Origin of the sequence: Rhodococcus sp. NPDC057297 (assembly GCF_042667435.1) — a bacterium.
Lineage (GTDB): Bacteria > Actinomycetota > Actinomycetes > Mycobacteriales > Mycobacteriaceae > Rhodococcoides.
The window spans coordinates 160193-183724 of sequence record NZ_JBHUZE010000002.1 but is presented as its reverse complement, the minus strand read 5'-3'; the positions used below and the strand labels follow the sequence as shown (position 1 = coordinate 183724).

Sequence of the window (23532 nt, the reverse complement as noted above, 5' to 3'; positions counted from 1 at the left end):
GATCAATCGTCCACCAGGTCGAGAAACTGCTGCTCGATGCGCTCGGAGCGACGGACGTAGATCCAGCCGACACCCAGCAGCAATGGGTACACCGCAACCCCGAGCACGACCCACGGCAACCGAACTCCGAACACCACGGCGTCGGAGAACGCGGGAACGAGCAGGCCCAGCAACGGAATCGAGAACAGTACGGCGAGCGTCACCACGGCGAGCCTGATCGACAACAGCAGTTGGGCTCGAACGAGGCCACGCACCATGGCGTCGCCGACCTCGGTGTGTTCCTGCACTTCCACCCGTGTTCTGACAATCCGGGCGCCGCGCCTGCGAGCGAGCACCACCCGTTCACGCGGCGTCCGAGCTGGCTCGGTCATCGATTCGACCAGGATTGCAGCGGCCCGCGGACGAGGCGATCCTTCAGTGCCCGGGTGTGGCGCCTGCTCACCGGGAGTTCGACGGCAGCGAGGTCGCCGTGGCGACGAAGGCACACCACGAGCCCCGATCCGACGCTCTTGATGCCCGTCACCAACGACAGGGACACCAGGTAAGACCGGTGCACCCGAAGGAAACCGACTTCGGCCCAACGACTTTCGAGGGTGGAGATGGGAATGCGCACGAGGTGAGAACCCGTGGTGGTGTGCAGCCGGGCGTAGTCGCCGTCCGCCTCCACCCATCCCACGCTCGCACGCTGCACGAGGGTCGTCGTCCCGCCGAGTTCGACCGGGATGATCTCGTCGCCCGCGCTCTGTTCCTGCGTCTCCGGGCGTCGGCCGGCGGCGGTGATCCGACGCAGGGATTCCGCAAGACGATCCTCGCGCAACGGTTTGAGCAGGTAGTCGACAGCACCCAGGTCGAAGGCCGCCAGCGCTCGGTCGTCGTGGGCCGTGACGAACACGACCGCCGGTGGATGCACGAAATTCGAGAGGATTCCGGCCAATTCCAACCCGTCGAGCCCCGGCATGTTGATGTCGAGGAACACCGCGTCGATCGCCGGGTAGGAGGCGTCGACCGGGTGCTGCAGACGGCGTAACGCCGTGGTGGCGTCCGACGCCACGAAGACCTCGGCCACCGATTCCTGCCTGTCCAGCAGAAACGCCAACTCGTCGAGCGCCGGCTTCTCGTCGTCGACTGCAAGCACAACAAGACCGGTCATCACCGCATCATCCCAGACATCCAACGCTGCCGAGCACGACGGTCATGCCCGAATCCCCGCTTTGAACTTGGGAACCCGCATGCTGACCTTCGTTCCGGCACCCACGCCCGTGTCCACGACGAGACCGTAGTCGTTCCCGAATGCCGCGCGCAGTCGATCGTCCACATTCGACAGACCCACGTGCGCGGCCTCGTCGGAATCAAGCGTTCCCGAGCGCAGCAGCTCCGGATCCATCCCGACGCCGTCGTCCTCGACACTGATGAGGCAGTCGGTTCCCTCGTCGGCGGCGACGATGGTGATGGTGCCGCCGCCTGCACGACCGGCGATCCCGTGCCGCACCGCGTTCTCGACCAGGGGTTGGAGCGCGAGGAACGGTAACGCGACGTTCAGCACCTCGGGCGCGACCTGCAACGTGACCTGCAGAGTGTCGCCGAAGCGCGCCCGCTCGAGCGTCAGGTACCGATCGATGTTGCGTAGCTCGTCGGACAGGACGGTGAACTCACCGGAGTTACGGAAGGAGTAGCGGGTGAAATCCGCGAACTCCAGCACCAGCTCTCGTGCCCTGTCGGGATCGGTACGGACGAACGACGCAACCGTACCGAGCGCGTTGTAGATGAAGTGGGGGCTGATCTGGGCTCGCAGTGCTCGGACTTCCGCACGGTCGAGGCGGGCGCGCGAGGCGTCGAGCTCGGCCAACTCGATCTGTCCGCAGGCGTACCGGGCAACCTCGCCGACGGCCCCGAGCATGCCTGGCCCCGGCGTCGACGTCGTCACGACGCCCAGAACTCCCACGACTCCGACGTCCTCGACGAGCAACGGCTGGACCACCACGGTGCGCCACGTCGCACCGGCAGGCGCGGTGATCAGAATGCGGCGCTGCCCGCTGACTGCCCGCGCGGCCGCCTCACGGAACTGCCCGACCACCTCCTCGTGGGGGCCGTTCCACGCCAGCAGGTGCGCGTCGGCATCGGCGACGCCCAGCGCGTCACCACCGGTGAGCGCGCGAAGATGAGGCGCGGCCTCGGCCGCGGACTCGGTGTCCAGGCCCCGTCGGAGCGGGCGAGCCGCCAGCGACGCAGTGTGCAGTGTCGCGTGGACCGCGCGTTCCTCGGGCGTCGTCAGATCCCGGCGTCCCCGCAGACTGATCACAGCGACGGCGACGATCGCGCAGGCCACGATGACCGCGAACCACATCAGAGCAGAGGTCATTCGGGTTGGCGCTCGGCATCGAGTTGGGTCAGCAGCGTCTTGGGCGCCACCGTCCGGTACGCATCCTCCACGATGTCGGCGATGTCCTCCCAGTCCTGCGGCACGTCGAGGTAGACGCCGATCCACCCTCGCCCGCCGAAGTACGGGGGTACGTAGAAGCGGGTGCTGTCCTTCGCGACCCACGCTTGCTGTGCCCCGGCCGGGGCAGCGGCGACGAAACCGACGCGGTCGTCGTGATGATGGTCGGAAAACATCGCGAACTGTGGAGACTTGCGGACGAACCAGGACGGTTCGCCGTGGCTGGTGCGCTCGGTGGCCTCGGGAAGCGCCAGGCACAGCGCCCGCACCATCGTCAGTGGGTTCGGGTCCATGTCATCCTCCTGCGCAGGTGTCGGGCGGTGGTACGCCGGCGAATCTGTCGGTCAACCACGCCACCCCGTCGGCGACGGCCGCCTGGTCCGAATGCCCCTGGCCGGGCTCTTCCCGGATGGACACGACGTCTCCCATCGAGCATGCCCGCGCTACGGCGTCGCGTGTCCATTTCGGGTCGATCAATTGATCCTGCTGCCCGACGACGGCCAGCAACGGCACATCCGTCCGTGTGCGCGGCAGTGCGACGGACGTCAACCACTCCACCATCTTCAGACGTGACGCCTCGGTATCCGGCGTCGCGTCCGACGGCGTCAGACGCCCAGCGGCTTCCGCCTTCTGCACGCCCAGGAGGTCCGTGCACGCGGTCAGCGCGCGCCTGTCGGCCTCGAGCGCGCCCCGGACGAACTCGGTTCCGGTCACCTCCGGATCCCGGTACTGCAGGCCATCGACCAGAAACGGTGTCAGCAGAATCTGCGGAAGGGTGTTCACATGCCCCGCGTCGAACATGGGCGCGAGATCGAGGACGGGCGACAGCGCGGCACTGCCGACGAGCTCCAACCCGTCCGCGTAATCCGCATGCTCTGCTGCCGCCCACACTGCCTGTCCACCTTGCGAGTTACCGATCGCCCCCCACCGATCACCGGTGCCGGGTACGACGTTCGCGGCCGCTCGGACTGCGTCGATGACGTTGTACGCCGCGGCATTCGGGTCGAGATAGGGATGAACGCCGGGTGTGCCGATGCCCTCGTAGTCCGTGACCGCGACGACCATGCCTCGTTCGAGGAACGGAGCGACGGTCCCGATGGTGCCCAACAGGTTCGGGTACAGCGACGGGGCGCACTCGTCGGTGACTCCGGTCGTGCCGTGACCCACGGACACGATGGGCCAACCGCCCTCCGGCGGCGCCCCTTTCGGGGTGAAGATCACCCCGGACACTTCCGTCCGCGACGAGCCGTCACCCGATGTGGACGCGTACACCACACGGGTGGCGGACGCACCGAGGAACCGCACTGCGAGGTCGAGATGACCCATGTCCGTCTGCGAGACGATCGCGCCACGTTCGTCGCCGACGGGTGCGGGTGCAGCGGGGGGCACAGGCGAATCGAGCGCAGGCTGCGCCTCGGGCCCGCCGCACCCGGCGAGAAGAGTCAGGGCCAGGACGCCGACCAGCCACCGCCGCACTATCGGTTTCTCCGTTCCAGTCGTGCTTCGGCCGCAGCTTCCTCCACGTCGAGGCCGTCGAGAACGGTCCGCAGGACCTCGTCGTCCAGTTCGCCCTCGTCACGAGCATGCACCAGTGCTGTGCGCTGTGCGACGAGGACGTTGCGGCGCAACGTGTCGAACAGTGCGCTCGCTGCGGCGATCCGCTCTTCGTGGTCTTCGGTCTCGTCGGCGTCGAGTCGCGCGCGGACCGATCGTCGAACCCGTTCCAGGACGTGCTCGACGGATTCTCGGCTGGCCCCCGCGATCCCGTTCACCGCGGCCTCGGAAAGATACTGCTCGGCAGCGGACCTCGAGATGGACCGTGCGAGAGCCGCCTGTTCGTCGGTTCGTCGTTGCTCGTCGGCGTCGGCGACATCGAGTCTCCGGATGAGCATCGGCAGCGTCAGCCCCTGGATCACCAACGTCCCGACCGCAACGACGAATGCGACGGCTTGAATGACGGCGCGGCCCGGGAACGGATCGCCCGCCACGGTGGCGAGCGGCACACCCGACGCCGCGGCCAGCGTCACCACGCCTCGCATTCCCGCCCAGGACAGGACGAGATTCTGTCGCCACGTCAGGCCGAGTGCGTCGGACGTCTCCGACGCCTTCCTGCGCAGAAGTTTGCGCACCACGGAACGTCTGGAGGTGTTGACGAAGATCCAGGCAGGCCGGACGACGATGACGACCAGCAGAACGAGCAGGGCATAGGCGAAGATGTGGTGCACCGGCAGTCCGTCACGCTGCACTTCCTGGATGACAGATTTCAGCTGCAATCCCATGTAGGCGAACACGAATGCCTCGAGCAGCAGGTCCATCAACGGCCAGACCTGGCGTTCCTGAATTCGCGTTGGGACCGCGACGTCCGCGGTGACCCTGCCGAGTACGAATCCCGCGGTCACGACGGCCAGCACTCCCGACGCGTGGATCTCCTCGGCAGCCAGGTATGCGGTGAACGGAAGCACAAGTCCCAGAACGGTTTCCAACGAGGAATCGCGAATGCGCGAACGAACGAAACGGACGATGCGGGCGAGCACGTAGCCGACGATCACTCCGCCCGCGATCTCGTACGCGAAGAACAGGACGGGCGAGTCGATCTCGATCTTCTTGCCCGTCACCGACGCGACGGCGAGGGTGAACAGAGTCAGGGCGGCCGCGTCGTTGACAAGGCTTTCCCCGGTCAGGATCGCCATCATGCGGGAGGGCAGACCGAGTTTGCGGCCGACAGCGATCGCGGCTACGGCGTCGGGAGGCGCCACCACAGCGCCCAGGACCAGTGCGGCGCCGAGAGTGAGTTCCGGTACCAGCCAGTTGGCGAAATATCCCACGGCCACCGCGGTCACGATGACCATGACGATGCCGAGCCGGAGAATGTGGCCCAAGTTCTTGCGGAAGCTGACGAACGAGAAGTCGAGCGCAGCCGAATACAACAGTGGAGGCAATACCACGCCGAGGATCAGCTCGGGTGACAGAGTCAGCTGAGGGACTCCTGGAACGAACGACGCCACCGACCCGACCGCGACGAGCACCAGCGGCACCTGAAGGTCGAAGCGTTTGGCGAAACCCGCCACCGCGACGGCCGCGATCACGACGAGAAGAAGTACTGGTCCGTCCACAGCTAGATCATGCCGTCAGCTGCGCTGCCTCGCGCAGCCGACTCGCACACGATCATTCGTTCACGGCTTGTCCGGGATGGCCTTCTTCGCCGCTTCCTGCACCTTGTCGACCTTGTCGGCGTACTTGCCACCGGTCTTGTCGTCGATGAAATCGCCCGCCTTGTCGACGACGTCCTCGATCTTGTCGGAGTTCTCGGCGGCGAGCTCTTTGCCCTTGTCGACGAAGCCCTTGAGGTTGTCTGCGAAACCCATGACCACTCCCATTCGCGTGTGTTTGTGCTGGCGGGATGAAGCTTACTTCGCGGAACGGTGTCGTTGCAGGGCCGCGCTGACGCGCCAGGACACCTCGACGAGCACGATTCCGATGGCGCCGATCACGAACGCCGAGGTCGTCAGCGCGATGTTCGACGGATCGAGCTTGAAGAACGTGCGGCAGAACGGGATGGTGAACAGCGCCAGGTAGCCCAACACCGAACCGGCGAGCAGCACGATCTTCCACCAGACGTACGGCCGAGCGACGACGGCGAGCACCCACACGGCGATCATGATCAGCGTGATCAATGCCGTCGTACTCGCCTGGGTCACCTGCTCCTCGGTCGCCTGCGGGCCCTGGTAGGCAAGTAGATACGACACGAACGTCGCGACGCCGACGATCAGGCCCGACGGCACCGCCAGGCGCATCACGCGCGGGACGAACCCGGACCGCGCGCGCTCGTTGTTGGGGGCGAGCGACAGGATGAATGCGGGGATGCCGATCGTGAACCACGCGGCGATGGTGACGTGACGCGGCAGGAACGGATACGGAATCGGCTCGAAGTGGAAGATCTGTGACAGCACCCCGGACAGCCCGATGAGGAACGCCAACAGAACCGAGTACACGGTCTTGGTGAGAAACAGGTTCGAGACGCGTTCGATGTTTCCGATGACGCGTCGGCCTTCACCCACGACGTACGGCAACGTCGCGAACTTGTTGTCCAAGAGCACGATCTGCGCGACGGCGCGCGTCGCGGCACTGCCCGAGCCCATGGCGACACCGATGTCGGCGTCCTTGAGTGCGAGCACGTCGTTGACGCCGTCCCCGGTCATCGCCACGGTGTGGCCGCGGGACTGCAGTGCACCGACCATCTGACGCTTCTGATCGGGGCGCACCCGTCCGAACGTGGTGGAATTCTCGACGGTGTCGGCGAGGTCCTCGGTGCGCTCGGGCAGATTGCGTGCGTCGATGGGGCTGCCGGCGAGGCCGAGGGATCCTGCGACGGCCCCCACCGACACTGCGTTGTCCCCGGAGATGACCTTCACGGCAACGGATTGGCTCGCGAAGTACTCGAGGGTCTCGCGGGCGTCGGACCGCACCTTCTGTTCCAGGATCACCAGCGCCCGCGGGGTGACCACACCGGGGGCCGCGTCGTCGTCGACCGGGAGGTCACTGCTGGCGAGCAGCAGAACACGCAGTCCCGACGAGCCGACTTCCTCTGCCTGGCGGGCGATGTCGCTGTTCGGGTCCAGCAAAACGTCGGGCGCTCCGAGAAGCCAGTTGCCGTCGTCCCCGTAGGACAGTCCACTCCACTTCTTCGCCGACGAGAACGGCGCGACCGCGGTCTCGGTCCACCCCGGATCATCCGGGAACGCTTCGGCGATCGCGAGAACACTTGCGTTCGGTCGAGGATCGTCGTGTGCGAGCGCGGCCAGGACCCGAGGCAGCGCGGCGGTATCGCCTTCTTCCACCACACGAAGCTCCGCGAGGCGCATACCGTTCTCGGTCAACGTGCCCGTCTTGTCCGCACACACCACGTCGACGCGAGCGAGCCCCTCGATTGCGGGAAGTTCCTGGACGAGACACTTCCGTTGCCCGAGCCGAACGACACCGACGGCGAACGCGATCGACGTCATCAGCACCAAACCCTCGGGCACCATCGGAACGAGGGCCGCGACCATACCGTTGAGCGCAGGACCCAGCGACTGCCCCGACGAGAACAGCTGGTTGTAGATGATGAGCGCACCGGCCGGAATCATCAGGTAGGTGATGAACTTCAGGATCTTGTCGATGCCGCTCCGCAGCTCGGAGTGCACCAGGGTGAACTTGCTCGCTTCCTCGGCCAGCTTGGCGGCGTACGCATCACGGCCGACCTTCGTTGCGCGGTAGGCACCACTACCGGCTACGACGAAACTACCGGACAGGATCGGCGCCTCGATCTCCTTGTGCACCGCGTCCGCTTCACCGGTGAGCAGCGACTCGTCGACCTCCAGCGACGACGCTTCGACCACACTGCCGTCGACGACGATCTGATCGCCCGGGCCCAACTCGATGACGTCACCGAGCACCACCTCGTCCGGGGCAACCTCACGCGCGACACCGTCCCGTCGAACAACCGGTTTGCTCTGGCCGACGATCGCGAGCTCGTCGAGCGTCCTCTTGGCCCGGATCTCCTGAATGATGCCGATACCACTGTTGGCGACGATCAGAAGTCCGAACATGCCGTCGACGATCGATCCCGTCGACAGCACGATGATCAGCAGAACACCCAGAATCGCATTGATCCGCGTGAAGACATTGCCGCGGACGATGTCCTTGACCGAACGACTCGCACGCGCCGGAACGTCGTTGGATTTCCCGTCCGCTCTGAGTTGCGCTACTTCCGCTTCGGTGAGCCCGCGTTCCCACTGCGCGTCCGTCTCGATCGACATGGACACAGACTAGTTGGGGTCAACCGAGCCTCGCCCACCACCGATCGTCCTGTGACCCCCTCGATGCATCGATCCTCTGGCCCGGCATCGGGACGACGGTGGGGACACCGACGCTGTCGGCTGCGGCCTTCAGCCGAACGATGGGTTCCGACCACGGATGGAACGCCAGATTGAACGTCGCCCAATGCACCGGAACAAGCACATCTCCGCCCAGGTCTCCGTGTGCCCGCACGGCTTCTTCCGGGTTCATGTGGATGTCCGCCCAGCGTGGGTCGTAGGCACCGACAGGCAGCAACGTCAGGTCGAACGGGCCGTACTTGGCGCCGATCTCCGCGAACTTGACCGTGTAACCGGTGTCGCCGCCGAAGAACACTCGATGCTTCGGGCCCGCGAACGCCCAGGACGCCCACTGCGTCAGATCGCGCTTGAGTCCTCGGCCCGAGAAATGCCTGGCTTCGGTGCAGGTGATCGTGATGCCGGCGACCTCGGTCTGGTCGTCCCAGTCCAATTCGACGATCCGGTCCTCCGGGATGCGCCAGTGGCGAAGGTGTGCTCCGATGCCCAGCGGAACGACGAACGGCGCCGTCTGCAGGCTAGCGAGACGCACGATGGTCGCCTTGTCGAGGTGGTCGTAGTGGTCGTGGGAGATGACGATCGCATCGACGGCGGGCAGCGCGTCGAGGGCAACCGGCGTCGGATGCAGCCGCGACGGCCCGACGGTGCGAGATGGCGACACTCGGTTGCTCCACACCGGGTCGGCGAGGATGCGCTTGCCGTCCAGTTCGACCAGCACGGACGAGTGTCCGTACCAGGTGACGGCGATCTCGCCGGCGTCGACGGGAGCGACCTGGGGCGCGAGGGGAATCGGTTGCTGCGGCTTCCCCTGCGCGCGGCGCCTGAGGAAGGACACCAGAATCGACTCGTCGCCACCGCCGGAGAAGCTGGAGCTGGGTTCGGTGTTGTGGAATCGGCGGTCGCGGTAGCGAGCCGATCCTGCCGCATAGGGCGCGATCTTGCCTGTCGTCGCACCGATCTGGGCCGGGAGTCCCCACGCTGCTCGGGCCACCCACGCTGCACCTGCGATGCCGAGGGCGATCGGCACGATCCGCTGTTTCGTCACCCCCGCGAGGATAGGTGAGCCGAACCCGGCGAACAGGACACGCAGTCATTGGCTAGCCTCACCTCATGCCTTTCGGACGCACACTGGCCATGACGCTGGTCACCGCCACCGCAGCCCTGACTCTCGTCGCATGCTCCTCGGCCGACGATGGCGAACCGGCCCTGGAAACGGCGTCGAACAGCGCTTTTCCGGTCTCGGTTGCCGGCGCCCTGGGCACCGCCGACGTGCCGGACAAGCCCGAACGCGTCGTTGCCTTGACGTGGACCGACGCGGACATCGTGTTCTCCCTTGGCGTAACGCCGATTTCCGTGGCGAAGGCTCAAACGGACTCCGGCTATCAACCGTGGTTCGAGAACGCAGTGCCGCAGACCCCTCCCGTGTGGGAAGCGAGCGGAGCCACGATCCCCATCGAGGAGATCGCCGCGCTGCAACCCGATCTGATCGTCGCCACCAAGTCCTTCACCCTGGCGCGCGCGTACGACCAGCTGACGGAGATCGCGCCGGTCGTCCATTTCGCCGACACCCCGTCGTCGGAAACGTGGCAGAGCGCGACCGCGACGGTGGCGTCGGCGCTGGGGGTTCCCGAGAAGGGCGAGCAGGTGATCGCCGACACCGAGGCCCGCATCGCCGACGCGGCCGCGCAATTCCCCGAGCTGGACGGAAAGACCTTCACGTTCTTCGTCGGGCCGAGCGACGGCGCGGTCTACATCGTCAACTCGTCGGACGACGCGGGCGCCAGCTTGCTGGGACAGCTCGGCATGGCCCCGACGGAGTTCGCCACCGCCCAACCCGTCAGCACCATCCCGGGCCGTGCGCAGATCAGCTACGACTACCTGTCGGAGACGGACGCGGACGTCATCATCGCGACCGGTCTGCCAGGTTCGGTCGACGAACTCGCCGCCCAGCCCGCCGTTCAGTCCCTGTCCGCCGTTCGACGGGGTGCGTTCGTGCCTCTCTCGCCCACGCAGGCACAATCGATCGCGTTCCCGTCGCCGCTCAGTCTGGATTGGGCGTTGAAAGAAATAGTCCCGCAACTCGGCGATGCGGCTCGTAAGTAGAATGCTCGCGACGGTTTTGCTCTAGAAGGAGATCGCACACACTCATGACCACCGAACAGCGGGAATTTCAGGCCGAGACGCGCCAGCTCTTGGACCTGATGGTTCACTCCATCTACTCCAACAAGGACAGCTTCCTCAGGGAGCTGATCTCCAACGCATCCGACGCCCTCGACAAGCTGCGGCTCGAGTCCTACCGCAACAAGGACCTCGACGTCGACACCTCCGATCTCCACATCGAGTTGGACATCGACAAAGAGGCCCGGACGCTCACGATCCGTGACAACGGCATCGGCATGACGCGTGACGAGGTCATCGACCTCATCGGCACGCTCGCCAAGTCCGGCACCGCCGAGGTACGCAAGAAGCTCAAGGAAGCCAAGGACGCCGCGGCGTCGGAGGAGTTGATCGGCCAGTTCGGCATCGGCTTCTACTCGACGTTCATGGTCGCGGAGAAGGTCACGCTGCTGACCCGCAAGGCCGGCGAAACCAGCGCCACCCGCTGGGAGTCGACCGGCGAGGGCACCTACGAGATCTCCGACGTCGACGGCGCACCGCAGGGCAGCTCGATCACGCTGCACCTCAAGCCGACCGACGAAGAGGATCACCTCTACGACTACGCGTCGGAATCGAAGATCAAACAGCTCGTCAAGAAGTACTCGGACTTCATCGCGTGGCCGATCCGCATCGACGTCGAGAAGACGGTCAAGGCAACCGAAGAGGGCGCCGAGGACACCGTCGAAATCGAGACGCAGACGATCAACTCCCAGAAGGCTCTGTGGACTCGCCCGAAGGACGAAGTGTCCGACGAGGAATACAAGGAGTTCTACAAGCACGTCTCGCACGCCTGGGACGAGCCGCTCGAGGTCATCCCGTTCAAGGCCGAGGGCACGTTCGAATACCAAGCGCTGCTGTTCATTCCGTCGCAGGCACCGTTCGATCTGTTCATGCGCGAGGGCAAGTCGGGCGTGCACCTGTACGTCAAGCGCGTGTTCATCATGGACGACTCGGAGGAGCTGCTGCCGGAGTACCTGCGCTTCGTCAAGGGTGTAGTCGACGCACAGGACCTCTCACTCAACGTCTCTCGTGAAATCTTGCAGCAGGACCGCCAGATCCGCGCGATCCGTCGTCGCCTGACGCGCAAGGTCCTCTCCACCGTCAAGGAGATGCAGAGCGAGAACGCCGAGAAGTACCAGACGTTCTGGTCGCAGTTCGGTCGCGCGCTCAAGGAAGGCCTCATCTCCGACGCCGACAACCGCGAGACGCTGCTGTCGGTGTCGTCGTTCGCGTCCACCAACTCCGAGGAGGGTCTGACCACCCTCGCCGAGTACGTCGACCGGATGAAGGGCGGACAGGAGCAGATCTACTACATGACGGGCGAATCCCGTCAGCAGATCGAGAGCTCGCCGCACATGGAGGCGTTCAAGGCTCGCGGCATCGAGGTGCTGCTGCTGACCGACTCCGTCGACGAGGTGTGGGTCGGCAACGTCCCCGAGTTCGACGGCAAGTCCTTCCAGTCCATCTCCAAGGGCGAGGTCGATCTCGACACGGAGGAGGAGAAGAAGGACGCCGAGGCCAAGCGCGAGGAGCAGGACAAGGAATTCGAGGAGCTGCTGAAGTGGCTCACCGAGACCTTGTCCGAGGACGTCAAGGAGGTTCGCCTCTCGACCCGCCTGACCACCTCCCCCGCATGCGTCGTCGGTGACGAATTCAGCTTCTCGCCACAGCTCGAGAAGATGTACAAGGCGTCGGGACAGTTCGTTCCGACCTCCAAGCGCATCCTCGAACTCAACCCGACGCACGATTTGGTGACGGGGCTCAAGAAGGCACGCGAGGAGCGCAGCGATGACGCGTCCCTCGCCGAGACCGCCGAATTGCTCTACGCGACGGCACTTCTCGCCGAAGGCACCGAGTTGAAGGATCCGGCGAAGTTCTCTCGTCTGCTGGCGGATCGGTTGACCAGAACCGTCTAGGCGGCTCCGCCGCACGTGAGCGGAAATGTAGGCCCTGGGTCAGGAGCGGAGCCTGCGGAGCGACCAGGGAACGCTACATTTCCGCTCACAAGGAAAGCTGATCCAGGGCGTTCAGATACCCTTCCGGATCGAAGTCGGGTACCAAAGCCGACTGCAGGATGAACCCCTGACACAGGCCGACCACCAACGGAGCCATCGACTGCGCCCGCGCATCGGCATCGGAGCCGCTTGCTCCGTTGCGTCTGAACCAGACTCGTAGGTAGCCCTCGTACAGGGCCCGCAGTTCCGTGACAACCGACTCCACCGACGTGGACTCGTCGGCCTCACCGGCGGCCGCAGCCCAAATCTGCACCAGAATGCTCGGATTGCCCACGTCCTTCGTCATGCCGGCCAGGAACAGGCGGATCACCGCCGCGGGCGGAGGCAGTGGATCCTGCTTCTCCAGTCCGTCGAGGTCCTCGGCTCGGCTCTTCAGCACGTCGCGAGTGACGTGCAGGATCAGATCCTGCTTGTTCTTGAAATAGCTGTAGATCGCGCCGGCGGACATTCCGGATTCGGTGATGATGTCAGCCATCGACGTTCCCTCGAAGCCCGATCGAGCAAAGCACGCCATAGCCGCGCCGATGATCCGGCGTTTCTGTTCCTCGCGATGACTCTCGCTCACTTTGGGCACTACGCCATATTAAAAACGAACACTCGTTCTTGACAAGCTCGTGACTGCCACCCAAGATAAAGAACGATTATTCGTTTTCGAAGAGGAGACCACGCATGAAGATCACCGCCTGGCCGCGAGCCGTCGTCGTCGCACTCGGTGCGGCGGCGGCACTCACGGTCGTCGTTCTGGCATTTCTGTGGCCGTCCGTCACCTCGACGGTGCAGGGAATTCCCATTGCGGTTGTCGGAGACAACCCGGCCGTCACCGACCAGCTCGCCGGCCAATTCGAGGTATCGACCGCCGCTACCCGTGAAGCCGCCATCAGGGCGATCGAAACACGCGAGGTCTACGGCGCCGTCGTCATCGGCCAACAGCCAGAAGTGTTGACCGCATCGGCGAACGGCACGGCTGTCAGTCAGATGTTCGGTCAGATCGCCGCACAGATGAACACCACCGCCGTCGACGTCGTACCCTTCTCGAGCTCCGACGCTCGAGGGGCCGGCCTGTCCGGGATGTCCTTCCCGCTCGTCATCGGCGGAATCATCGGCGGGGTGATCATCTCGATGCTGGTTCGAGGCACCTCACGTCGACTTCTGTCCACTGTGGTCTACGGCGTGGCGGCCGGCATCGTCGTCGTCGCCGTCACGCAGGGCTGGTTCGGGATCCTGCAGGGCGCGATCGTCGTGAACGTCGCGGCAGTGACCGCGGCAATTCTGGCGATCACCGCGCTCATCGTCGGCTTGACATCGATCGTCGGCCCAGCCGGAATCGGGATCGCGGCAGTGCTGATGATGTTCATCGGCAACCCGATCTCCGGAGCGGCAGCCCCCTCGCAATTCCTACCCGGGGCGTGGGGGACCATCGGACAGTTCTTCCCACCGGGAGCCGGATCGACCCTGCTTCGCACCCTGTCGTACTTCCCCGACGCGTCGACCGCCCAGCCATGGCTGGTACTGATCGCGTGGATCGTCGCGGGACTCGCGTTCACTGCGGTCGGGCACCGAAAGATCAAGACCGCGGGCGCAAGCACGGTGCGCGCCTCGTCGGAGACGGAACCGGAGCGTGTTGCACTGTAGGTATGACCGAACCACTCTTGATCGAGCGCCGGGGCGACGTCGTCGTCTGGACGCTGAACAACCCCGAGTCCCGCAATCCGATCTCCGAGATCGAGACCGTGGCGGCGATCGAGGACGCCGTCTCCGAGGCGAATCGCGACCCGAGCGTTCGGGTCGCGATTCTCACCGGCGCAGGTTCCGCGTTCTCCTCCGGCGGCAACGTCAAGCACATGCGAGACAAGCAAGGAATGTTCGGCGGCAGCCCGGCCGAGCTGAGACAAGGCTACCGACACGGCATCCAGCGCATCCCGAAAGCGTTGTATCACTGCGAGATCCCGACGATCGCCGCAGTCAACGGCGCTGCGATCGGCGCTGGGTGTGATCTGGCGCTGATGTGCGATCTCCGCGTTGCCTCCACGACGGCGAAGTTCGCCGAAAGCTTCGTCAAGGTGGGCATCATCCCCGGCGACGGCGGAGCCTGGCTTCTTCCGCGCGCCATCGGTATGGCGCGTGCCAGCGAGATGGCGTTCACCGGCGAGGCGATCGACGCTGCCACCGCTCTCGAATGGGGTTTGGTGTCGCAGGTCGTCGAGCCTGGTGACCTACTCGACGCCGCCCACACGCTGGCAGAGCGCGTCGCCGCCAATCCCCCTCAGGTACTGCGCATGACCAAGAAGTTACTGCGCGAAGGTCAGCACCAGAGCCTGGAGTCCCTACTGGAGCTGTCCGCCGCGTATCAGGCCATCGCCCACACGACTGCCGACCACGAGGAGGCAGTCGACGCAATGCTCAGTCGACGTGACCCGAAATTCTCGGGCCACTGAGCGCTCACTTCTGTTCCGGCAGAATGTGTTCGCCCGTTTTGTCGGTGCTGAGCGACAGCGAACTGATGTAGAGAATCTCGCCCTCCGGTCCGACCTTGTTGGAGCGGATCATGTCCGGCCGCTCGAACTCCATGCCGGACACATGACACAGCAGGGTCTCGTCCGACGGATTCCCGTGCTCGTCGAACATCGGCAGGTCGATACCGTCGTCGACGCGCCGCAGGTAGTATTTGCCCTTGGTTGCGACCGCGATGATCGGCGGTAGAACAATCGCGAGGACCAGCGCGACCATCGGCGAATACGGCTTGATCGCGTCACCGAAGACACCGAAGAACACGAGGATGGACAATCCTGCCGCAACGAGCATGGATACGAATCCGACCGGGTTGAAGTTGTACAGCATGCCGCGGCGGAACTCCGGCACCTTGGGCGAGAGCTTCAGGATGTACTTGTTGAACACGATGTCCGAGGCGACGACCGCGATCCACGCGATACCGCAATTGGCGTAGAAGCCCAGGATGTCGTTGAGGAAGCTGAACATGTTGGCTTCCATGAGAATCAGCGCGATCGCAAGGTTGAACAGCACGAACACCATTCGGCCCGGGTACGTCTTGGTGATGCGCGTGTAGGAGTTGGTCCACGCAAGCGATCCTGAGTACGCATTGGTGACGTTGATCTTGATCTGGCTGATGACCACGAGGATGACTGCAAGGGTCATGGCGAGCCATCCGGGCATGAAGTTCTCGTAGATCTCCAGGAACTGATGCACCGGTTCGTTGGCGATCGATGCGCCGTCGGCGACGTTCGCGATGAGGTAGACGGCGAGGAACAGTCCGACGACCTGTTTGAGAGCGCCGAAGATGACCCAACCCGGCCCGGCGAGAAGCACTGCAGTCCACCAGCGGCGAGAATTCTCGGGCGTCTTGGGCGGCATGAAACGCAGGTAGTCGATCTGCTCGGCGATCTGCGCGATGAGAGACAAGCACACTCCTGCCGCGAGCATGACCGAACCGAAGTTGACGCCCTTGCCGTCCGCGCCGTCCTGGCCACCGAACGCGAAGAACTCACCGACGGAATCAGGGTGGCTGACGACGAGGTAGACGAACGGCAACACCATCAGGACAAGCCAGAGCGGCGTCGTCCAGACCTGAAGTTTTGCAAGCGCTTTCATGCCGTAGATGACCAGCGGAATCACCATCAATGTCGACACGGCGTATCCGATGGGCAGCGGGATGCTCAGGCCGAGCTCGAGGCCCTGCGCCATGATGGAACCCTCGAGCGCGAAGAAGATGAAGGTGAACGTCGCGAAGATGACGTTGGTGACGACGGACCCGTAGTACCCGAAGCCACTTCCGCGCGTGATCAAATCGAGGTCGATGTTGTATCGCGCTGCATAGTAGGCGAGCGGCAGACCCGTCAGGAAGATGACGACGGCGAACACCAGGATTCCCCACAGCGCGTTTCCGGTTCCGTAGGAGATTCCGATGTTCGCGCCGATCGCGAAGTCGGCGAGGTACGCGATGCCGCCCAGTGCGGACGTGGCGACGACACCGGTCCCCCACTTGCGGTAGCTACGCGGCGCAAAGCGCAGCGTGTAGTCCTCCAGCGTTTCCTTCAGTGCCGAATCTGTCGGCGCAGGCTGCACAGCGGTCATGCAAGGAAGGTAGAAGCGCTACGTGTCGCCCACGTCACGCGAAGTACAGATGCTGTTACGTAGAGCCGCAAACCTGACTAATCGGGCACCTTGACGGTGCGCGGGGCTCCCCCGGCAGCGTCGACGAGCATCTGCAGGAACCACCCGAGGATCGGCGCGCGCAGAATCCAGCCCAGCACTGCCCATCCCAACGAGACGTGTTCGAGCGCTGCCGCGATCGCTCTGGTCCCGGTCAGCGTCTCCGCTCCCTCGTAGCGCACGCGTGTCAGGGTCTCCGAATGATCCTCGGCGGCCGCGATCCGAAGCGCCACCGGACGTCGACGAGCGAACCACGGTCCGACGGTGGAGCACGGGTCGCACGTCACCGACGCGAAGAGCGTCGCCGACGAAATGCGGGTGGGTGTCCACCGGGGCATCCAGTCCCTCGTGCATCGTCGATACTCGGCCCAGTCCGACCCGAACCTCGACACGAGGTCCTCCTTCTCGTGCCACGCGGCGAGGCCGGCACCGAACGCGCCCGCAAGCACAGCCGCCGCAGCGAGAAACGGCTCACGAAAGAGACCCGCGAGGATCAGCAGAAGCACAACGGCCGACGCCTGCATCGGATTCGCAACGTAGGCGTAGGGCCCAGTCGTGACCATTCGAACCGGCGGGTCCCACGGGAACGGCGTGCCGCCGCCGATCACCGCGAAATCGGCGACCGCGCGCAGGGCGATCACGACGACGACGAGGGCAAGTTGAAGCAGCAGGGAATCGACCAGACCACCACTGTCCGCTGCAACCCGGTTCCCGATGGTCGACCATCCGGACTCGGACCATCCGACGCTTCGGGAGAGTTCGAAAGACACTGTCGGAAGGCCGAACACGAGAACAGTCCCGAACAGCACGACCTGCATGCCCGCGCGCGTCCTGAGCGCCCGCTCGTTCGTCGTCAGCATTCCGAGCAGCAGTCCGGGAAGGAGCGCGATCACCACCGCGAGGACTTCACCCCACCACCATGCCTGTTCGAGCATCACCAGCGGGCGCAGACTCCCCATGGCCAGTACGTCCGCGACGATCAGGACGCCGACGGTTACCGCCGCATTCACCCACCGCGCCAGGAGGATCGGTAACGCACCCCACAAAGCGGACCACCCGAGCACGACGTCGACGGGAACCGACGACCACATGGTGCCCGTGGTCCCGAAGCTCCACCACCCGATCTGCACAGCAACCGCGTTCACGAGAAGCAGCGCCATGAAGTTCCAGAGCATCGCGAGAAACGCGGCGCCGCGAACCCGTGCGGACGAGGCCACCCAGAACGCACCGACCAGCAGCACCGGCAGCAGTACTGCGCAGGAACGCAGCGCAGCCACTGACAGACCGGTGTCGATGTTCACTGGTTCAGGCTGTCCAGCAGCCACCCCGCGGCGCGTTCGGTGACGTACTCCTCGATGGGACCGAAGTACCACGCGGGCGCCAGCTCACGCGTGTAGGAAAGCTCCAGATCCACCGCAGTGTGCGTCGAATCCACTGCGCTCCAGGTAATGTCGGCGACATTCCACGTCAGCCACGACGAGATGGGCGTGGTGTCACCGACGACCGCGAGGCGCGCGGAATCGTATGTGCGCGACACGACCTCGAAGGTGAGCTCGGTCGTGTGCTCGCCCCAGTGGTGCTCGGACACCAGCAATGGCCGGTGGTGCGCTCCGGTGAACGTGACGGTTCGACGAGCACCCACCTCGAGCGATCCACCACTGTCCGCGAGCGGCTCCGGAAAACCCCACGACAGAACTCCCGGGAGGGGTGTCCCACCGAAGTCCAGTGGTCGCTCCCACGCTGCGACGACGTCGGGCACGTCTGCGTTCAGGATTCGAGATGCGGACACCGTGGTCGCACCGTCGAACGTCGTCGCGGGCACGATACCCTCCGACGCTGCGACGGCGACGAGGACGAGCGCGGGGACGGCAACCGCGTGCACCTTGCCCTCTCCCGGCCCGGACTTGGCGATCTTCTCGACGACGATGGCGACGAGTCCGCCGATCAGGTAGAAGATCGGGGCCGCGAAGATGACGCAGATGAAGCCCTCACCCAGCAGCATCATCGACATCAGAAGCAGGACGGTGATGACCTTCATCGTGATGCCGACGGCGCTTCGACTCGGAGCGGACAACACCACGATGACCGCTACCACCGCAGGAATGCCGACGTAGAACGCCGCAGTCTGAGCAGCGCCTGTCTCGGTCAGCGCATGCCGCAGAAAGACCGCGACAGCGAAGGCGACGACACTGCCTGCCACCACGTATTGCGCCGGTGTCGGTCGACGTTTCCGTACTTCGTCCCCCTGTGTCATGCCCAGTAGGCAACCATACGGAAGACCGTCACGCACTGAGCAGTACGAAGTTCGCCATTTCAGCTCGAAGTTGATTCATGGCCCGGTGCTGGGCAACGCGTACCGCACCGGCGCTCATACCGAGCGCTCGACCGGTTTGTGGAGCGGTCATGCCCCACACCACCCGCATCAGAATGATCTTGCGGTGACGGGGAGGCAGCGTTGCCATCAATGCCATTGCTTCGCTGCGGAATTCGCCTTCGATCGCATGCTCTTCCGGCGTGTCGTCGGTGGACGGCTCGTCGAGCACCGAGTCCAGCGAATACGACCGTCGCAGAGTGGCTTTGCGGCCGGCGTCGGCAAGTTTGTGCGCAGCGATGCCGTAGACGAAGGCCATGAACGGCTTGCCCATGTCGCGGTACTTGGGAATTGCCGTCACCAATGCCAGACACACATCTTGCACCACGTCGTCCGCCGCCACATCCAGATTCCCCAAACGTGTTGCACAGTAACGAGCAAGCCTGGGCCTGACCAGCGCAATGACATCCTCGAGGGCTCGTCGATCGCCGCCGACCGCCAGCGGAACCCGCGATTCGAGCATGTCCACGATGTCGTTCGTCATCGTCGAAGTCCTCCCTGACTCACCGAAGCGCCTTGTGTGTAGTTCGATCCTGCGGCGGATGCGGCTTGGTCGATACCCACCCCAGGGTGAGGAGAGCCCATCCCTGAGGGTCAGCTGCTCACCTCTCCGGGTTGCTGTGTTTCCGCGTGGAGAAACGCACGATGAACAAGGAAGTAACAGCACGTCACGCGTCGGCGAATAGCCCTACACAGCGGCCGGAAACGGAGACCAACATGAGCGAACGAACGTACGGACGAAGCACCGTCGTGACGGACGACGGCACTGCGCTCTCGGTGTACGAGACCGGCCGCCGCGATGCACCGCTCACCGTGGTGTTCGTTCACGGCCACTGTCTCGCGAAAGAATCGTGGTTCGACGTCCGCGACCAGCTGCGGAAGACCTGGGCCGACGAAGTGCGGATGGTGTTCTACGACCACCGTGGGCATGGCTCGTCGGCGGCTGCCGATGCGTCGACGTACACGATCGAACAACTCGGACGCGACCTCGGCGCCGTGATTCGGGCGATGGTGCCCACCGGCCGATACGTCGTGATCGGCCATTCGATGGGCGGAATGACAGCGATGTCCTACGCCCGCCAGCACCTCGCCGAGCTGGGCAGTCGCCTCGTCGGCGTCGGTTTGATCGCCTCCGCCGCGAACGGCATCGCCGAGGAGGGCCTCGGTGCCTGTCTCGCCCACCCCGTCGTGTCGATGTTCCGCACCGCTGTCCGACGCGCACCGAGCGCCATGGCCGCGTCGAAGCGCCTGAGCAGGGGAATCTGCGCGCCCATCGTGCGGGCAGCAGGCTGCGGATCGCGACGGGTCAGCCCGCGGGTGGTCGCCTTGGCGTCGGCGATGTTGAACGAAACGTCGGTGGTGACCATGGCGGGATTCCTCGGATCGCTGCACGAATTCGACGAATCGGAGAACCTGCCGGCTCTCGCCGTGGTCCCGACGCTGGTCCTGTGCGGGTCCGACGACCTGATGACGCCGATACGCCATTCTCGCGTCATCGCCGACTTCCTGCCCGCGGCGCGGATGGTGACCGTGGAGAAGGCCGGTCACATGGTCATCCTGGAACGTGCCGGTGAGGTCGCCGACGCCGTGGCCACGCTCGTCGCGCAAGCGGACCCGGCCTCGCGTCGCGATGGGGCTAGGCGCGTCCTAGAGGTCGCGTTGTGAGATGACCCCGCTGTGCATGGCGCGTTCGGCCAGCCGGACGCGCTTCTGATTCTGGGGTAAGTCCTCCACGCCGAACTTGGCGAACAGCACCCTCAGATGCGTCTTGACGGCGTCGACGCTCAGGAATATCTCCGACGCGATCTCCTGGTTCGACGACGGGTTCGCGAAGGTCGCGTTGTGCTTGTACGGCCTGCACAGTGCGACGAGGACAGCCCGTTGCGTCTCGGTGAGTGACCGAGTACTGGGCATGTCGGATGCGATGCGCGTGGCCTCGTCGCCGACGCCGGAGAAGTCGTGGAAGGTCAGCAGCGACGTGCCGATGCGGATGGTGTCGCCGTGTCGGAGCCGCCGCCGCCCTGCCAACCGGTCTCCGCCGACGAAGGTGCCGTTGCGCGAAAGCCCGTCGTCGACGATGGTCCAGTGGCCGCCCATCCACTCGACCGTCGCATGCAGGCGAGAGACCTCGTGGTCGTCGGGGAAGGACACGTCCGCCTGTACGGACCGTCCGAGCGTCAGCCTGCCGAGTTCCGGCGTCAGCGCGACGTCCCGACGTGTTCCGTCGTCGGCGTCGTATCGAAGGCGTGCACCGTCCTGCTCCCCAGGATTCACCGCTACATCCTGCTCCGGCCCGGTGGGCCGGAGCAAGACGCAGGAGTTACTTCTTGACGGGCGGTGCGTTCAGCAGCGTGATGAACGGTCCCGCGTTGCTGGCGAGTGCGGACAGACCGCCGATGGCCGTTCCGGCGAGCGATGCCGTGGAGCCGAGCAGCAGTGCTCCGCCGATGCACCCCGCAAGCGGTCCTGCGCCGAAGAGCAGAGCTGCGGGTGCCGAGACGACGCCGACGGCGACTGCGCCGAGCAGGCAGCCACCGACGAGTCCCGTTGCTGCACCGAGGAATCCACCGACGGACGCCGACAGGCTCAGGTTGTCCTTGACTCCTGCGACTGCAGCGGGCAGGTCGACCTGCTGCAGGCCCGGAATCTGCGTCGACACCGGCGTCGCGGCCGCGGGCGACGCGTCGGCGGTGAGCACGGCGTGGTTGCCGTCGATCTCCGCGGCAACGGGGTGCGCGAGTCCCTCGAACGCGATGGACAGCGGCACCGAATCGACGAGGGCTCCGCCTGCGTCGCGGACGACCAGGTGATTGTTCTCGTTGCTCAGGGTGCCTGCGGAGGTGTCGACCAGCACCTGATCCCCCTGTGCGGTGACGTTCCACCCCACGGGCGCGGGAGCGGGCGCCGGGTCCGCGTAGGACGTCCCCATTGCGGTCGTCATTGCGGCGATGACCAATGCCGACGTTGCTGCGAATCTACCGATCTTCATGTTCCCCGTCTTCCGATGTCTGCTCCACACACCCCTTCTGGGTGCGGCGCAAAGCTACGGCGCGGAGCGAGTCCGCATACTGGACGGCAGAGAGACGGAGCGCATCCATAGCGTTAACAGTAGATCAGCTCTACCTTAAAGGGACAGAACGGATTTCGTAGATTCAAGGGCCGGTAATCGCCATCCTATTTCTTGCCGAACAAGCCCGGCCCATTGGACCCACCGTGACCGACGGCGAAGTCGTACGCCGACTCCGCGTGCTCGTGTTCGTCCAACCCGTCGGCTTCGTGTTGGGCATCGGCACGCACACCCATGACGGCTTTGATTCCGAGTGCAATCAGGGCGGTCACGACGCCGGTGTAGGCCATCACCGCGACCACCGCAACGAACTGAACCCACAGCTGATGCAGTCCGCCGCCGTAGAACAGGCCGTCGACGCCTGCCGGCATGTCTGCGCTCGCCAGCAATCCGATCATCAGAGTGCCGACGATTCCGCCGACGAGGTGCACACCGACGACATCGAGCGAATCGTCGTAGCCGAAGCGGTACTTCAGGCCGATTGCCAGCGCACACAATGCTCCCGCTGCGATACCGATGCCCGCGGCACCGATCGGCGTCACCGCCGTACAGGACGGCGTGATCGCCACGAGTCCCGCGACGACTCCTGAGGCAGCACCGAAGGAGGTGGCCTTGCCGTCGCGGATCTTCTCGACGACGAGCCACGCCGCCATGGACATCGCGCCCGCCCCGAGCGTGTTGACCAACGCGACGGCAGCGACACCGTCCGCTGCCAGCGCCGAGCCTGCGTTGAAGCCGAACCACCCGAACCACAGCAACCCCGCACCGAGCATGACGGCGGGAAGATTGTGCGGCCGCATCGCTTCTCGCGGCCATCCCCGACGGTTGCCGACGACGAGTGCGAGAACCAGACCCGCCATACCCGCGTTGATCTCGACGGCGGTCCCTCCCGCGAAGTCGACCGCTCCCAGGGCGTTCGAAATCCACCCGCCGGTCTCGGCGACCAGTCCGTCGAGAGAGAACACCCAGTGCGCCACCGGGAAGTACACGAGCGTCGCCCACAGTCCTGCGAACAGAACCCATGGCACGAACCGCATCCTGTCCGCGACGGCGCCGGAGATGAGCGCGACCGTGACCATCGCGAACCCCGCCTGGAACGCCGCGAACACCAAGCCAGGGACGGTCCCGACGAGCGGAATCGACACGGCATCACCGGAATACGTTCCGCCCAGCAGATCACCGAGCCCGACGAACTGCAGCGGATTGCCGATCCAGCCGCCCAGCACACCGTCACCGAACACCATTCCGAACCCGAACAGCAACCACAGCACCCACACGACGGCGATGGCCGACAGGCTCATCATCATCATGTTCAGCACACTCTTGGCGCGCACCATGCCGCCGTAGAAGAACGCGAGCCCCGGCGTCATCAACAGAACCATCGCGGTGCAAACGAGCAGCCAGGCAGTGTCACCCGTGTCGGGTGCGCCGAGTGTCACCGGCCC

At 65.0% G+C, this 23532-nt stretch carries 22 protein-coding genes; 5 read left to right on the top strand and 17 right to left on the bottom strand.

What is annotated here, in order from left to right:
* Positions 1-2: 2 nt before the first annotated feature.
* From ACFULT_RS06765 to ACFULT_RS06725, 9 genes are read right to left on the bottom strand one after another with little or no spacing between them, the layout of a single operon-like run.
* On the bottom strand, positions 3-371 hold the full coding sequence (locus tag ACFULT_RS06765) for a membrane protein (protein ID WP_037103791.1): 369 nt from the start codon (positions 369-371) through the stop codon (positions 3-5).
* On the bottom strand, positions 368-1150 hold the full coding sequence (locus tag ACFULT_RS06760; protein WP_378480984.1) for a LytR/AlgR family response regulator transcription factor: 783 nt from the start codon (positions 1148-1150) through the stop codon (positions 368-370). Before ACFULT_RS06760 ends, ACFULT_RS06765 begins: the two co-directional genes overlap by 4 nt.
* Before the next feature lie 42 nt (positions 1151-1192).
* Positions 1193-2344 carry a sensor histidine kinase gene (locus tag ACFULT_RS06755; RefSeq protein WP_371828826.1) on the bottom strand — a complete coding sequence of 384 codons (1152 nt, stop codon included), beginning with the start codon at positions 2342-2344 and terminating at the stop codon, positions 1193-1195.
* Positions 2345-2355: 11 nt separating this feature from the next.
* Positions 2356-2730 carry an MmcQ/YjbR family DNA-binding protein gene (locus ACFULT_RS06750; RefSeq protein WP_037103782.1) on the bottom strand — a complete coding sequence of 125 codons (375 nt, stop codon included), beginning with the start codon at positions 2728-2730 and terminating at the stop codon, positions 2356-2358.
* Between the two features lies 1 nt (position 2731).
* Positions 2732-3913, bottom strand: coding sequence for a lipase family protein (locus ACFULT_RS06745; RefSeq protein ID WP_094719432.1), 1182 nt, complete (start codon positions 3911-3913; stop codon positions 2732-2734).
* The gene (locus ACFULT_RS06740) at positions 3913-5550 is read right to left on the bottom strand and encodes a Na+/H+ antiporter (RefSeq protein ID WP_378480983.1); all 1638 of its coding nucleotides are present in this window, start codon (positions 5548-5550) and stop codon (positions 3913-3915) included. The genes ACFULT_RS06745 and ACFULT_RS06740 overlap by 1 nt, the downstream gene beginning before the upstream one ends.
* Positions 5551-5610: 60 nt before the next feature.
* Positions 5611-5802 carry an antitoxin gene (locus tag ACFULT_RS06735; RefSeq protein WP_037103968.1) on the bottom strand — a complete coding sequence of 64 codons (192 nt, stop codon included), beginning with the start codon at positions 5800-5802 and terminating at the stop codon, positions 5611-5613.
* Positions 5803-5844: 42 nt separating this feature from the next.
* Positions 5845-8235, bottom strand: a complete 2391-nt coding sequence (locus ACFULT_RS06730) for an HAD-IC family P-type ATPase (protein WP_176459902.1) — start codon at positions 8233-8235, stop codon at positions 5845-5847.
* 19 nt (positions 8236-8254) lie between these two features.
* The gene (locus ACFULT_RS06725; RefSeq protein ID WP_378480982.1) at positions 8255-9355 is read right to left on the bottom strand and encodes an MBL fold metallo-hydrolase; all 1101 of its coding nucleotides are present in this window, start codon (positions 9353-9355) and stop codon (positions 8255-8257) included.
* A 65-nt stretch (positions 9356-9420) separates the two neighbouring features.
* Here ACFULT_RS06725 and ACFULT_RS06720 point away from each other — a divergent pair, with 65 nt between their 5' ends.
* A complete protein-coding gene (locus ACFULT_RS06720) occupies positions 9421-10413 on the top strand; it encodes an iron-siderophore ABC transporter substrate-binding protein (RefSeq protein WP_378480981.1) in 993 nt (330 codons plus the stop codon).
* Positions 10414-10457: 44 nt separating this feature from the next.
* A complete protein-coding gene (htpG, locus tag ACFULT_RS06715) occupies positions 10458-12383 on the top strand; it encodes a molecular chaperone HtpG (protein ID WP_037103767.1) in 1926 nt (641 codons plus the stop codon).
* Positions 12384-12468: 85 nt separating this feature from the next.
* Here the strand turns inward: htpG and ACFULT_RS06710 are convergent, their stop codons facing one another.
* On the bottom strand, positions 12469-13056 hold the full coding sequence (locus ACFULT_RS06710) for a TetR/AcrR family transcriptional regulator (RefSeq protein ID WP_037103764.1): 588 nt from the start codon (positions 13054-13056) through the stop codon (positions 12469-12471).
* A 95-nt stretch (positions 13057-13151) separates the two neighbouring features.
* On the opposite strand from ACFULT_RS06710, the gene ACFULT_RS06705 reads away from it, so the two are divergent.
* A complete protein-coding gene (locus ACFULT_RS06705; protein WP_094719438.1) occupies positions 13152-14114 on the top strand; it encodes a hypothetical protein in 963 nt (320 codons plus the stop codon).
* Positions 14115-14116: 2 nt separating this feature from the next.
* Positions 14117-14917 carry a crotonase/enoyl-CoA hydratase family protein gene (locus ACFULT_RS06700; RefSeq protein ID WP_037103758.1) on the top strand — a complete coding sequence of 267 codons (801 nt, stop codon included), beginning with the start codon at positions 14117-14119 and terminating at the stop codon, positions 14915-14917.
* Positions 14918-14921: 4 nt separating this feature from the next.
* Here the strand turns inward: ACFULT_RS06700 and ACFULT_RS06695 are convergent, their stop codons facing one another.
* The 4 genes from ACFULT_RS06695 to shbA form a co-directional block, all read right to left on the bottom strand.
* Positions 14922-16571, bottom strand: a complete 1650-nt coding sequence (locus ACFULT_RS06695; RefSeq protein ID WP_037103755.1) for a cytosine permease — start codon at positions 16569-16571, stop codon at positions 14922-14924.
* Between the two features lie 77 nt (positions 16572-16648).
* The gene (locus tag ACFULT_RS06690; protein WP_378480980.1) at positions 16649-17950 is read right to left on the bottom strand and encodes a methyltransferase family protein; all 1302 of its coding nucleotides are present in this window, start codon (positions 17948-17950) and stop codon (positions 16649-16651) included.
* Positions 17947-18903 (bottom strand): hypothetical protein, encoded by a 957-nt coding sequence (locus tag ACFULT_RS06685; protein ID WP_241483566.1) that lies wholly within the window; start codon positions 18901-18903, stop codon positions 17947-17949. Before ACFULT_RS06685 ends, ACFULT_RS06690 begins: the two co-directional genes overlap by 4 nt.
* Before the next feature lie 28 nt (positions 18904-18931).
* Positions 18932-19504: an RNA polymerase sigma factor ShbA gene (shbA, locus tag ACFULT_RS06680; protein WP_037103749.1), complete on the bottom strand. Its 573-nt coding sequence runs from the start codon at positions 19502-19504 to the stop codon at positions 18932-18934.
* 233 nt (positions 19505-19737) lie between these two features.
* On the opposite strand from shbA, the gene ACFULT_RS06675 reads away from it, so the two are divergent.
* Positions 19738-20685 (top strand): alpha/beta fold hydrolase, encoded by a 948-nt coding sequence (locus ACFULT_RS06675; protein WP_037103746.1) that lies wholly within the window; start codon positions 19738-19740, stop codon positions 20683-20685.
* On the opposite strand, the gene ACFULT_RS06670 is transcribed toward ACFULT_RS06675, so the two are convergent.
* The 3 genes from ACFULT_RS06670 to ACFULT_RS06660 form a co-directional block, all read right to left on the bottom strand.
* Complete coding sequence (locus ACFULT_RS06670) at positions 20668-21294, bottom strand: FHA domain-containing protein (RefSeq protein ID WP_094719439.1); 627 nt, start codon at positions 21292-21294, stop codon at positions 20668-20670. The two genes, ACFULT_RS06675 and ACFULT_RS06670, sit on opposite strands and share 18 nt — an antisense overlap.
* Before the next feature lie 46 nt (positions 21295-21340).
* Positions 21341-22009 (bottom strand): hypothetical protein, encoded by a 669-nt coding sequence (locus ACFULT_RS06665; protein WP_094719440.1) that lies wholly within the window; start codon positions 22007-22009, stop codon positions 21341-21343.
* 185 nt (positions 22010-22194) lie between these two features.
* Entirely contained in the window at positions 22195-23526 is a 1332-nt protein-coding gene (locus tag ACFULT_RS06660) for an ammonium transporter (protein ID WP_094719441.1), read from the bottom strand.
* Positions 23527-23532 lie beyond the last annotated feature (6 nt).